Below are 12,340 nucleotides of genomic sequence, written 5' to 3'. Positions count from 1 at the left end.
AACTGTAGTGCAGACCGCTTTCGTCGTCCTGATATTGCCCGGCGTAGCACAGCGGCTTCTGGTATTGCGCGCCCTGCCGCTTCGCCGCGTTGGTTACCTCCAGCGGCGCGCTATTCAGATCGGTTTGATACCAATCCGCCGAGCCGCTGTCGCCCGCCTGCTCCAGCGCCGCCAGCGGGCTCGCCGGATCGTTATTTAAAAGTCCATCAGTGCATAAAGCCGAGCATTTAAAATTAGCAAATCAAAATCAGATCAATATTCTTTATAACTAATTTCTAAGCAACGATACAAACTCTTTAAATGCTTCTATTACAGTTCCCTCGTCTGATAATTCTCTTCGTTCATTAATTATATAGTTCCCGGTTTCAACATCAATGATCTCCAACATACAAGATGCATCATCCCACACCGTAAAACGCGCAATCTTCGTATCGTCATCTATATCAACAACCAGACTATCTGTAAAATCATTAGCATTGTACTTAACTTCATAATGGCTATTGGATAAGATCCAATCACTTATTTTTTTGAGCATGTTGAAATTCCTGATTCTGTTTTATGAGCCTTAACCTCAATGTTTTTCACAGTCGGCATTTCTGGTACTGGTAGCCCCTTACGTTTGGCTAATCGCCCCTCCAACGAGTCAGGACCAACTATTTTTGCCCAACCTTCATTTGTCTTGATTAATGATCGTACAGGCACTTCGAATTCAACGTACATAGTACCCGGTTTAGCTTGTTTTCCAAACGCATCAATATTTGCAGGTGATGCTACATGGGTTGTTCCCGTTGTGCTTTGCACAACCTTACCTGTGGAAACCATTTTTTCATATTCTGCCGGATCCTGCGTGGTGAAACGCCCCACCTCGGGTTCGTAGTAGCGGAACAGGTTGTATAGTGCAGGCCGCTTTCGTCGTCCTGATATTGCCCGGCGTAGCGCAGCGGCTGCTGATATTGCGCACCCTGCCGCTTCGCCGCGCCGGCCACCGTCTGGCCCTGCAGCAACCGGTAGCCCTGCCACAGGAAACGGGTCGTCTGTTCGGTTTTGCCCTTATAGCGCAGCGGCTGCTGGTATTGCGCGCCCTGCCGCTTCGCCGCGCCGGCCACCGTCTGGCCCTGCAGCTTGCCGAAGGTGTCGTATTGCCCGGACCAGCACAGGTTGCCCGCCGCGTCGGTCACCTCCAGCGGCGCGCTGTTCAGATCGGTGTGATACCAGTAAATATCCGCCGAGCGGCTGTCGCCCGCCTGCTCCAGCGCCGCCAGCGGGCTCCACGGGCTGGCCGGATCGTAGCTCCAGCTGCGGCGGCTGCCGTCGTCGCGCTGCTCCTGCAGCAACCGGTAACCCTGCCACAGGAAACGGGTCGTCTGTTCGGTTTTGCCCTTGTAGCGCACCGCTTTGCGACTGCGGCGACCCAGCGCGTCGTAATGGTACTGCGCCTCGAATTCGCCCTGCGGGCCGCGACCGTGCGCCTGCACCAGCCGGTTGTCGGCGTCGTAGCGGTAGTGCTGTTCGTAAAGGCCGTTGCGCCGGCTGATCAGGTTGCCCCAGGCGTCATAACGGTAAAACAGTTTTTGCCAGTGCGTCAGACGGTTGTCGGCGATCGGCGCCAGCGGCAGGTGCGCGTCGATGTCGTTCTGCGGGCTGCGCTCGCCCAGTAGGTTATCCGCCAGATCGTACACCAGCCGCGCGCCCGGTTTGCCCTGATTGGGTTCGCGGTGTTGCAGCAGGCGGCCTTTGATGCAACTAATAATCTAATGCTTTTACTCTTCCTTTTTTATTTTTAAAGAACCGAATATCTCCTTTTCAAGCATCTACCTTACATCTCATATTCAATGTTTCTCAAATTTGTTGTGAAACTCTAACAATCTTTATCACCATTGACTATCTTATTAATTTCAGGTCGCCACACCTCCCCCCATTTTTTCTCCAAATTCACAGAATAGTTTTCAATTGAATAATAGTCATCTTTATCATTGTGGGATGTGAAACACTGATCAACACCATTAACAACCCATGACAGCAAATTTAAAACATCCTCATCTCGATTGTTTACCTTAACAAACAACTCTGATTTTTCTATTAAATCAATTAATAGTCGCTCATCAAAAAAAGCATCCTCAAATAGAGAGTAACAAAATGTACCTTCAATCAAATCATCTTTGTTTTTTAAAATATCACATTTTAAATTATCATTCACTTTAACACCCCGGACCTTTTCTTTTTGCAGCTTTAATTGACTTTTTCTCATTGTAAGAACCATCCAAATTAAACACTCCTTTGGATTTATCCAACGATGAGAAGGTTTCATAGTGATCTTTATGGAGATTATCCAAATAGAAGTAATCACCTTTTTTAAAGGTCACATCCCCAACTTTAACTTTACTAGTTATCTTATAAATCTCAGCACCTTGGAACTTTTTCCCGGTTGTCGTAGCAGCATCGCCTACGATCTCAAGGAAGCTCAGCCCAAATGGATCTATCCAAGTTAAAGGATTTGGCCCATAAGCATATAAATTCAGCCCACCTTCCAACCCTATCGGATCCTGCGTGGTGAAACGCCCCACCTCGGGTTCGTAGTAGCGGAACAGGTTGTAGTGCAGGCCGCTTTCGTCATCCTGGTATTGCCCGGCGTAGCGCAGCGGCTGCTGATATTGCGCGCCCTGCCGCTTCGCCGCGCCGGCCACCGTCTGGCCCTGCAGCTTGCCGAAGGTGTCGTATTGCCCGGACCAGCACAGGTTGCCCGCCGCGTCGGTCACTTCCAGCGGCGCGCTGTTCAGATCGGTGTGATACCAGTAAATATCCGCCGAGCGGCTGTCGCCCGCCTGCTCCAGCGCCGCCAGCGGGCTCCACGGGCTGGCCGGATCGTAGCTCCAGCTGCGGCGGCTGCCGTCGTCGCGCTGCTCCTGCAGCAATCGGTAGCCCTGCCACAGGAAACGGGTCGTCTGTTCGGTTTTGCCCTTGTAGCGCACCGCCTTGCGGCTGCGGCGGCCCAGCGCGTCGTAATGATACTGCGCCTCGAACTCGCCCTGCGGGCCGCGGCCGCGCGCCTGCACCAGCCGGTTGTCGGCGTCGTAGCGGTAGTGCTGTTCATACAGGCCGTTGCGCCGGCTGATTAGGTTGCCCCAGGCGTCATAACGGTAAAACAGTTTTTGCCAGTGCGTCAGACGGTTGTCGGCGATCGGCGCCAGCGGCAGGTGCGCGTCGATGTCGTTCTGCGGGCTGCGCTCGCCCAGTAGGTTATCCGCCAGATCGTACACCAGCCGCGCGCCCGGTTTGCCCTGATTGGGTTCGCGGTGTTGCAGCAGGCGGCCCTCGGCGTCGTAACCGTAGTGCACTTCGCCGCGCAGCGCGTCGCTCACCCCGGCCAGCTCGCCGCGGCCGGTGTAGCGATAAGCGCGCCACAGCACGCCGTCTTCCGGCCGGGTCAGTTTGTCGTGGCCGAAGGCGCTGCTCTGCCAGCTGCGGCGGCCCATGGCGTCGTAACGCCGCTGCTGCTGCAGCGCGCCCTGGCTGCGGCCGGTTTCCCGGTGCAGGCGATCGCGGGTGAACTCGCTCACCACCTGCTGGTTGAATTTGATGGCGCTGGCGTGGCCGGAACCGTAATACAGCCACTGCAGGCGATCGCCCTGGGGCAGCGTCAGCGCCTGCAGGTTGGCCAGCGCATCCCATTGGTATTGCAGTTCGCCATTCACGCCCTGCTCGCCGAGCAGCCGCCCGGCGGCGTCATAGCGCATCTGCACGCTGTCCGGCTCGATGCCAAGCGCCGCGCCGCTCGCCGTCGGCAGGCGGTTCAGCTCGCGCAGCCGCCCCATGGCGTCGAAACGGTAATGCCATTCCGCGCTGGCGTTGCCGCGCCAGACCAGTTGCCCGGCCTCGTCGAAGCGGAAGCGCTGTTCGCGCTGCGTCAGCTCGCCCGCGCTGCCCGGCAGGCCGACCTCACGGTGCTCTTCCAGCAGCCCGGCCGCGCCGTAGCGATAATAGTGGCGGGTGTCGTCCGGGCGCTCTTCGGTCAGCACGCGGCCCACCGCATCGTAGCTGAAGCGGTATTCGCCGCCGTTGCCGTTCTCCAGCCGCGTCAGCCAGCCCTGCGGGCTGTAGTGATAGCGCCGGGTGCGGTTGATGCGATCGGTGATGCTGACCGGCAGCCCCAGGGCGTTGTACTGCCAGCGGGTCTGGCTGCCCAGCGCGTCCTGATGTTCGGCCAGCTGGCCGTGCGCGTTCCAGTTAAAGCGCTCTTCGCCGCCGTCCGGGTGGATCAGGGTATGCAGGCGGCCGCCGTTATCCCACCGGTAGCCCGTCTGGTGGCCTTCGGCATCGGTCTGCGCCGTCAGTTGCCCCAGCGCATCGTAGGTATAAGCCGTGACGCTGCCGGAACAGTCGGTGTAGCGCGTCAGCTGGCCGCGGGCGTCCCACTCCAGCTTCACTTCCCCGCCCAGCGCGTCGATCACGCTGGCCGGCAGGCTCTCTTCGTCATCCGGATAGCGGTACAGCGTGGCATTGCCCAGCGCATCGACATAGCGCGTCGGGCGCCCCAGCGTGTCCCAGTGCTGCGCTTCGCTGCTGCCGTCCGGGTACGCGACGGCGAACAGCCGGCCGCTGTTGCGCGAATATTGATAGCGCGTCACGCGGCCGAGCGGATCGGTCTCCGACAGCAGGCGGCCGTAAGGATCCCATTCGCTCCGGCGCTGCGCGCCGCCGGGCAGCAGCACGCTGCACAGTTCGCCGCGTTGGTAGATAAAGCCGTAGCGGCGCTGGTCGAAATCGGTGTACTGCGCCACGTTGTCGTCGTCATCCAGCCGCCACTCCGCCCGTTTGCCGTCGCCGCGCACCGCGCTGCGGCGCCCGCCGGCGAAGTCATAGCCGAACTCAAGGGATTCTCCGGCGCTGTTGCGGTAGGCCGTCACGCGCGGCACGCCGTCGATCTCTTGCCATTGGTATTCGTTCAGCAGTCCGGCGGCGTCCTGGTGGCTGATCATCAGGCCGTCGCGCCAGCCAAAGCGGCGCGTCACCTCACCGGCGCGGTTGCTCACCGTCGTCAGTTGGCCCTGCTCATCGTAACCGTAGCGCGCCAGCGTCCGTTCGCCTTCGGCGGTTTGCAGCGCCACTTCGCACAGGCGGCCCTGCGCATAGCGGCACATCAGGCGCTGCCCGGCGCTGTCCACCAGTTCATTCAGCAGCCCCTCGTCGTCGTAGAACAGCGAGGTGGCGTTGCCGATGGCGTCGGTGATCATGCTGAGCCGGCTCGGCCGATCGCCCGCCAGCGGCGGATAGTGGAAAATCTGTTCGCCGACGTCAAACAGCTGCCAGCTGCCGTCGTCGTTGTGCATCAGCCAGCATTTTTCGGCTTCGCAATAGGTTTTGTGGCCGCGCGGCACCCTGGGGAAAGCGACGAAGTCGCCGGAAGGCGCGCGCCACACCAGGCCGTCCTGATACGGCTGCAGGCTGCTCTCCCAGAACAGGTTCCAGCCGCGGCCCAGCACGCCGTCGCCGGGGTTGCCGCTGCGCCAATAGCGCTGCCAGGCGACCGGCAGGCGCGATGGCAGCACGAAATCGAGATCGTCTTCGCCGTCGAGGAATTTCTGGCCGCTGACGATATCCACCGGCCGGGCGATAATGCCGACCGCGGCGGTCGCGGTCATCAGGGTGCCAGCGCGGCAGGCGATGCGCGCCAGTTTGTTGATGCCGGGCAGTTTGCCCAGCAGTTTGCCGAGCGCCCCCAGCTTGCCGGCGGCGCCGCCCACGCCGCCCACCAGGCCGGCGAACAGCAGCGTCAGATCGGAGACCTTATACAGCCAATCCGGCACTTCAGGCCTGATCGGCAAGGTGGTGACGGTGCCGCCGCCGATAAACACGTTGGGCGAGCCTTCCATCACCTGCGCGTCGCAGTTGGTTTTGTCCCCCACGCGCGAGGCGGGCTGGCCGTTGATGCTGACCTTGTCGGAGCCCTGCGCCATCTGCATGCTCGGGCCGTCGTCGCTGCAGGCCACCTGGCTGTTGGTGGCGAGCGCGGCGGGTTTGCCGTTGATGAAGACGTTGGGGGAGCCGGTGACGATATTGCCTTTGGGGGTCAGGCTACCGGCCCCGGCGTCGGCAATGCCGTCGCGCGCCGCGGTGGCCGCCTCCCCGGTGAGATACCCCACCGCCAGGCTGGCGCCAATGAGCAGCACGCCGACGCCGATACAGGAAGCCGCCAGGCCGGCGACGAACAGCGCACCCGCCGCCAATGCGCCTGCGGCGGCGATCAGGCCGCCGACAATCGTGCCGGCAATCATGCCGGCCAGGGCATGGGAATGCCCGATAATATCGCCGACGCGAGCCGCTTCGGTCATCGTAAGTTCCTTTTACGCAAAGAGTTCATCGTTAGGCCGCCCGGTAGCTGCTCAGCACCTGCAACAGCAGCGCGTCGTCTTGCGGCGTCAGCTTGCGCGCCATCGCCAGGGTGAACACCAGCACCCGGCCTTCCGCCAGCGCGAACACCGCCTGGTTTTGCCAGATGCGTTTGCCGTCGCGCAGGTAGCTGGCGCGCACCCATTCACCGGCGGCCAGCCCGTCACCCAGCGTCGCCGGCTCGCGGCTTTTGAACGCCCAACCTTTCAGCCCCTGCGCCAGCGCATCGAGCTGGCGGGTGACGTAGCCTTCCAGATTCTCCGCCGGCTGCAGCGCATCGCGGGAAATATTGACTGAGGGGGAAACATCATCACCGGCCAACAGCACGTTGACGGTGCGATCGGCATAGCCTTCCGGCAAAGCGACGCTGCCTTCGCTGAAAGCGCAGCGGGATAAAGCGGACATGCGAGGATCCTTTTGCATAAATAATGCTTAAGCATCGCATAACTTAGCCTTGAAATAAAACCATCAGATACTGCGAATGTTGCACGGCGTGACCCCGTTCACTGTGAAAAAGACCGTTGTCGGAATCTTGCCGGGAATCAAACCGTAATATTACAGAATTATCTGAAACCACTGGCGCGCCAGCGCGCCGATTGTGGCTATACTCGGCTATCGCCCTTTTCAGGAGATCAGGATGCTGAGATTAACCCGCCGCGCGCTGCTGTGCGCCACGTTGGCCGCGTTCACCGCCGGCGCTGCCGAAACGCCGAAATTCGGCCCGGAGCTGCAGGGCTTTCACTACCCCTACCCGTTGCAACAATTCAGCTTCACCTCGCAGGGGCAGCCGTTAAAAATGGGCTATATGGACGTGCCGCCGGAAGGCGCCGCCAACGGCCGCACCGCGCTGCTGCTGCACGGTAAAAACTTCTGCGCCGCCACCTGGCAGGACACCATCAAGGCGCTGAGCAAGGCCGGTTACCGCGTCATCGCGCCCGATCAAATCGGTTTTTGCTCCTCCACCAAGCCGGCGCATTACCAGTACAGCTTCCAACAGCTGGCGCAAAATACCCACGGCCTGCTGCAGAATCTGAACATCAGCAAGGCCATCGTCATCGGCCACTCCACCGGCGGCATGCTGGCCACGCGCTACAGCCTGATGTATCCGCAAGCGGTGGAACGGCTGGTGATGATCAACCCGATCGGCCTCGAGGACTGGAAGGCGAAAGGCGTACCGTGGCGCAGCGTCGATCGGTGGTTCGAGCGCGAGCTGAACACCACCGCCGAGGGCATCCGCAACTATGAGCAGCGCACCTACTACGGCGGCCGCTGGAAGCCGGAGTACGATCGCTGGGTGGATATGCTGGCCGGGCTGAACAACGGGCCGGGCCACCGCCTGGTGGCGTGGAACTCGGCGCTGATCTACGACATGATCTTCACCCAGCCGGTGTATTACGAGTTCAAGGATCTGCAAACGCCCACCACGCTGATGATCGGCACCGCCGACACCACCGCCATCGGCAGCGATATCGCCCCGCCGGCGGTCAAGGCCAAGATCGGGCACTACGCGGTGCTGGGCAAGCAGGCGGCGAAACTGATCCCGCACGCCACGCTGATCGAATTCGCCGGGCTGGGCCATGCGCCGCAAATGGAGGAGCCGGCGCGCTTCCATCAGGCGTTGCTCAAGGCGCTGCAACCCTGAGCGGCCGGTTGGCGCAGCCGGCGCGCGGCGGCTAAACTTTCAGCTGGCACTCAATTGCAGGAGACAGCCATGCGACAGATTATTGCCAGCGCGTTCGTCAGCCTCGACGGCGTGATGCAGGCGCCCGGCGGGCAGGACGAAGACCGCAGCGGCGGCTTTCGCTTCGGCGGCTGGACCGCCCCCTACTGGGATGACGCCGTCGCGGAAACGATGGGCGAACTTTTCTCTGCGCCTTTCGATCTGCTGCTCGGGCGGCGCACCTACGATATCTTCGCCGGCTACTGGCCGCATATCACCGACGAGGCCGACCCGTTTTCCGCCGATATCGCCCGCGTGTTCAATCAGGCGACCAAGTACGTCGCCACCCACCACGGCGAGACGCTGACGTGGGAGAACAGCCAGTGGCTGGGGCAAGACATCCTCGCCCGGCTGCGTGAGCTGAAGCGCACCCAGGGGCCGGTGCTGCTGGTGCAGGGCAGCAGCACGCTGATGCAACAGCTGCTGGCCAACGATCTGGTGGATGAACTGCGCTTGCTCACCTACCCGGTGCTGCTCGGCGGCGGCAAGCGGCTGTTCGATGACAACGCGGCGCCGGCGGCCTTCACGCTGACCCACTCGGTGGTCTCGCCCGGCGGCGTCATTGTGGCTCACTACCGCCGCGCTGGCGCGGTGAAAACCGGCTCTTTCGTGGCGGAAAGCGCCGCGGCGGCCCAGTCGTAAAAAAAGGGCCGGTCGGCCCTTTTCTCTTCCCCTTCCTCACCTCAGGCAAACAAAATATCGCTCTGCTCCACCTGCCCGACCACGTGGATCTTGAAGTCGGCGGCATAGCTGTTGCTCTGGGTGTTCATCAACAGATCGGTGGTGCCGTTGAAGGCGTCGAAGTTGAGCTGGATCTCGCCTTTCTGGCCGCTGAAGGCGCTGCCGCTGTCGATAAAGCGCAGCTCGCTCAGGCTATTGTTGAAGCGCAGGCCGGAGAGATCGATCTTGTCGATGCCGTGCTCAAAGTCTTCAATCACGTCGAACGCCGCCACCGTCGACTCTTTGGCGTTGAGATAGACGAAATAGTCGGTGAAGTTGTTGGCGTCTTTGCCGCCCCACAGATGGTCCGCCCCCCGCCCGCCGTACAGAATGTCTGAACCGGCGTTGCCCGCCAGCAGGTTGTCCTGATCGTTGCCGATGATCAGATCGCGCCCGCTGCCGCCGATGGCATTCTCGATGATCGCCCCGCGCGCGATGGCGACGTTCTGCGTGCCGCCGCCGACGCTGGAGAACGCGCCGTCGTTCAGGTTGATCATCTGCTGCTGGCTGTAGCCGGAGAAGTCCAGCGTGTCGTTGCCGCCGGCGTCCCACACCGCGAAGTTGACCGGTTTGCCGTTGTCCGCCGTGGCGGTCAGGAAATCACGGCCGGTGTTGGAGTTGAAGCCGTACACCGTGTCGCCGGTGCGGGTGTTCATGTTGGCGCCGTACAGCTTCTGGATCGCGGCGATGTCATCCACCATCGGCCCATAGCCATACACCCCTTTGGTGTCGGCGCCGGTGTAACCGGCGTTGAAATAGCTCATGATCGAGTATTGCAGCGAATCCTGATAATAAGCCGCGTCGTTCTGGTAACTCGGGTTGCCTAACGATGCGTCATAAGATCCCGGATGCGCCAGCCCCAGGGCATGCCCCAGTTCGTGGGTGAAGGTCTGGCTGCTGAAGTCGCCGCTAACCGGCGCCTTATGGGTGGCGAAATTTTTGTTGAACCACACCGTGCCCGCAAAGGCGTTATCGCTGCCCGATTTGGAACTCGGCGGGTAATAGGCGTAAGCGTTGATGGCATTCGGGCCGCTGCCGGCTGCGGTGCTGCCGTCGGCGCGCTGGGTGAAGTAAGCGAAGGTGATATCCGCGCGGTGGTTGATATCGGTGGACGCCGCCTCGGTGAAGGTTACGTTCGCCACGTCGGCCCACGCCTGCATCGATTTCAGCGCCTGAGCCTGCGCCGCCTGGGTCAACGGCTGCAGCCCCTTGTCGCCGTCACCGGTCTGGCCGATGCGGTTCAGCGCGCTTTGCGTCAGGAAGGAATAGGTCAGCGCGACCGGCTGGTGATACACCTGGTCGCCGTTGTGCGTCAGGCCCGGCCGCGTCAACTGATCGGCGGCGCGATCGAAGCTGAAGTTATCACGGATTTTACCCAAATTATTAATCGCCGCCCCGCCGCGCTGGTTGCTGTACAGGTTAGCGTTGTCCAGCGTGAACAGCGCGCCGTAGCCCAATCCGTCATAGGGGCTGCCGGGCTGGTGATAGTAAAACTGATAGTTATGATCGTTGGGGGATGTGGCGGCCAGGCTGGTGAACTCATCATCATCTTGCAAAATGTCGTTGTGGCGACTGCTCATTGCATTCTCCTTTTACACACTAGGAATCCACTCGATTTGTAAGACTATTCATCAGTCGTTCTTATCTAAGCCGAGGCTTAGGATTGACCAGTATAGTGACTCACTCCGGCGACGCGAGCCCGCCCAGCCTGGCTTCACCGTGCCGGGCGTTAAGAAGGAGATAACCATAACAATTTGTATTCTCACTATATTAATGAGAAAAATAAGCGCAATAACAGGTTAATCACTCGTCTTTTCGCGCCTTTTAGCGACGGTTAGATCAGAATAATCGAGGATTAAAAAACCTAATCCTTGCCTCATCATCCCGCCGGGAACGTGCTAAGGTGTGAACGGACAGCCGAAAGGAGTGACCCGATGCCAACCCATTTCCTTATGCGCGCCTTGCGTCGCGCCAGCCTGACAGGAGTCGTTATGAGCGTATTGTGCAGCAGTGCCCTGGGCAGTTCACTGCCGTTGCTGGAACCCGCCGCGCTGAAGGGCGACTGGCAGCTCGCCGCCATCGGCGACGGTAAAGCCGTCTGCGAGGTGCAGCTGAGCGACGAAACGGTAGCCAACACCAACGCTTTCCGCTTCAGCGCCTCCGCCGAGTGCCTGCAGCCGCTGGCGCTGCACGCGCTGCCAGTCGCCTGGCGGCCGACGCCGGACGGCATGACGCTGACCGACGCTGAAGGGAGCATGGTGGCGTTTCTGGCCCTGACCGCGCCGAAGCGCTATGAGCTGATCGACCGCAACGGCCCTTCACGCTTTGTGCTGATCCCGCGCTAATCCTTCAGGCAAACAGCAGGCCGAGCAGCGCGCCGCCCGCCAGCACCCACAGCGGATGGAGGCGCTTGCTCATGCTCAATCCCGTCGCCAGCGCCACGATCGCCGCCAGCCGCCAATGGGGCGCGGAAGCCTCGGCGATCAAAAGGCCGCTGGCCACCACCAGCCCCACGGTCAGCGGCACCAGCCCGGCCTGCACGATGCGGCGCCACGGACGATCCTTAAAGCGCCGCCAGGCGCCCATCACCAATAGCGTAACGATGGAAGACGGCCCGAACTTGGCGATCGAAGAAACCAGCAGCCCCGCCCAGCCGGCCACGTGCCAACCGACCAGCGGCACGATCATCATGTTCGGCCCCGGCGCGGCCTGCGCCATGGCGAACAGCGCGCTGAACTCCTGGGCGCTCATCCACTGATGCACCTCTACCACCTGCCGCTGCATCTCCGGCAGAATGGTCATGCCACCGCCGAACGCCAATAAAGAGAGCTCGGTGAAGATCAGCGCCAACGCCATCAACACCCCGCTCATGACGGCCACCGCCACATCAGCAGAATGCTCAGCGGCGCCAGCACCAGCATGGTCGGCAACAGCGGCAGGCGCAGCCAGGCAATGGCGATCAGCGCCAGCGCGACGATCGCCAGCGCCGGCCATTTGCCGCGCAGCGGCAGCAGCATCTTGATCCCGGTCGAGAGCAGCAGCCCGGCGGCCGCGGCGGCCAGCCCGGCGAACACATGCTGCACATGGGGATCGTTTTGGAAGCGGGCGTACACCACGCCCAGCCCCACCACGATCGCCGTCGGCGCGCTGATGAGGCCCAGCAAGGCGCACAGCGCGCCGCGCAGCCCGCGAAATTCCATCCCCACCGCCACCGACAGGTTGATCACATTGCCGCCGGGCAAAAACTGGCACAGGCCGAGCAGCTCGGTGAACTGTTCCGCGTTCAGCCAGCGCCGGCGTTCCACCAACATGCTGCGCGCCATCGGCAGTACGCCGCCGAAGCCGATCAGCCCCAGCCACAGAAAGCCCAAAAACAGCGCCGCGTTGCCCGGCGCTGCCGCCGGGTGCGGTTTTAACGTATTGATATCTGACATGACATTGCCGTTCCACATCGCTTGTTTTGATGTCTGGTATCATGCGCGCCGCCGTGCCATGATGTCTAATGCATTCCGG

The 12,340-nt window shown here is 61.2% G+C and carries 11 protein-coding genes and 1 pseudogene; 3 read left to right on the top strand and 9 right to left on the bottom strand.

Annotated elements, in window-relative coordinates:
* Positions 1-268: 268 nt before the first annotated feature.
* The 6 genes and pseudogenes from CPH57_RS08165 to CPH57_RS08145 all read right to left on the bottom strand — a co-directional run bounded on the left by CPH57_RS08165 (position 269) and on the right by CPH57_RS08145 (position 6,792).
* A complete protein-coding gene (locus CPH57_RS08165) occupies positions 269-535 on the bottom strand; it encodes a hypothetical protein (protein ID WP_033643012.1) in 267 nt (88 codons plus the stop codon).
* Positions 520-801 carry a hypothetical protein gene (locus CPH57_RS24825; protein WP_369825826.1) on the bottom strand — a complete coding sequence of 94 codons (282 nt, stop codon included), beginning with the start codon at positions 799-801 and terminating at the stop codon, positions 520-522. Before CPH57_RS24825 ends, CPH57_RS08165 begins: the two co-directional genes overlap by 16 nt.
* A 36-nt stretch (positions 802-837) precedes the next feature.
* Positions 838-1,736, bottom strand: a pseudogene (locus CPH57_RS24665) (RHS repeat domain-containing protein); the annotation flags it as partial.
* A gap of 122 nt (positions 1,737-1,858) precedes the next feature.
* Complete coding sequence (locus CPH57_RS08155; protein ID WP_071991644.1) at positions 1,859-2,248, bottom strand: hypothetical protein; 390 nt, start codon at positions 2,246-2,248, stop codon at positions 1,859-1,861.
* Positions 2,199-6,329, bottom strand: coding sequence for an RHS repeat-associated core domain-containing protein (locus tag CPH57_RS08150; RefSeq protein ID WP_231922823.1), 4,131 nt, complete (start codon positions 6,327-6,329; stop codon positions 2,199-2,201). Before CPH57_RS08150 ends, CPH57_RS08155 begins: the two co-directional genes overlap by 50 nt.
* A 31-nt stretch (positions 6,330-6,360) precedes the next feature.
* Positions 6,361-6,792 carry a DcrB-related protein gene (locus CPH57_RS08145; RefSeq protein ID WP_096242224.1) on the bottom strand — a complete coding sequence of 144 codons (432 nt, stop codon included), beginning with the start codon at positions 6,790-6,792 and terminating at the stop codon, positions 6,361-6,363.
* A 232-nt stretch (positions 6,793-7,024) separates the two neighbouring features.
* Between CPH57_RS08145 and CPH57_RS08140 the strand changes: the two genes are divergently transcribed.
* Both CPH57_RS08140 and CPH57_RS08135 read left to right on the top strand, forming a co-directional pair.
* The gene (locus CPH57_RS08140) at positions 7,025-8,029 is read left to right on the top strand and encodes an alpha/beta fold hydrolase (RefSeq protein WP_033643009.1); all 1,005 of its coding nucleotides are present in this window, start codon (positions 7,025-7,027) and stop codon (positions 8,027-8,029) included.
* A gap of 69 nt (positions 8,030-8,098) precedes the next feature.
* Positions 8,099-8,749, top strand: coding sequence for a dihydrofolate reductase family protein (locus CPH57_RS08135; protein WP_047026155.1), 651 nt, complete (start codon positions 8,099-8,101; stop codon positions 8,747-8,749).
* Between the two features lie 41 nt (positions 8,750-8,790).
* Here CPH57_RS08135 and CPH57_RS08130 read toward each other — a convergent pair whose 3' ends face one another.
* Entirely contained in the window at positions 8,791-10,407 is a 1,617-nt protein-coding gene (locus CPH57_RS08130) for a serralysin family metalloprotease (RefSeq protein WP_096242223.1), read from the bottom strand.
* Between the two features lie 411 nt (positions 10,408-10,818).
* Here CPH57_RS08130 and CPH57_RS08125 point away from each other — a divergent pair, with 411 nt between their 5' ends.
* Positions 10,819-11,172, top strand: a complete 354-nt coding sequence (locus CPH57_RS08125) for a protease inhibitor Inh/omp19 family protein (protein ID WP_033650455.1) — start codon at positions 10,819-10,821, stop codon at positions 11,170-11,172.
* A 4-nt stretch (positions 11,173-11,176) separates the two neighbouring features.
* On the opposite strand, the gene CPH57_RS08120 is transcribed toward CPH57_RS08125, so the two are convergent.
* Both CPH57_RS08120 and CPH57_RS08115 read right to left on the bottom strand, forming a co-directional pair.
* Positions 11,177-11,698 (bottom strand): chromate transporter, encoded by a 522-nt coding sequence (locus CPH57_RS08120; protein WP_033644268.1) that lies wholly within the window; start codon positions 11,696-11,698, stop codon positions 11,177-11,179.
* Positions 11,695-12,261 (bottom strand): chromate transporter, encoded by a 567-nt coding sequence (locus CPH57_RS08115; RefSeq protein ID WP_042785697.1) that lies wholly within the window; start codon positions 12,259-12,261, stop codon positions 11,695-11,697. Before CPH57_RS08115 ends, CPH57_RS08120 begins: the two co-directional genes overlap by 4 nt.
* Positions 12,262-12,340: the final 79 nt, after the last annotated feature.

Source organism: Serratia sp. JKS000199 (assembly GCF_900215455.1).
Lineage (GTDB): Bacteria > Pseudomonadota > Gammaproteobacteria > Enterobacterales > Enterobacteriaceae > Serratia > Serratia ureilytica.
Note: the sequence above shows the minus strand (reverse complement) of the source record. Positions and strands in the feature narration are given on the sequence as shown.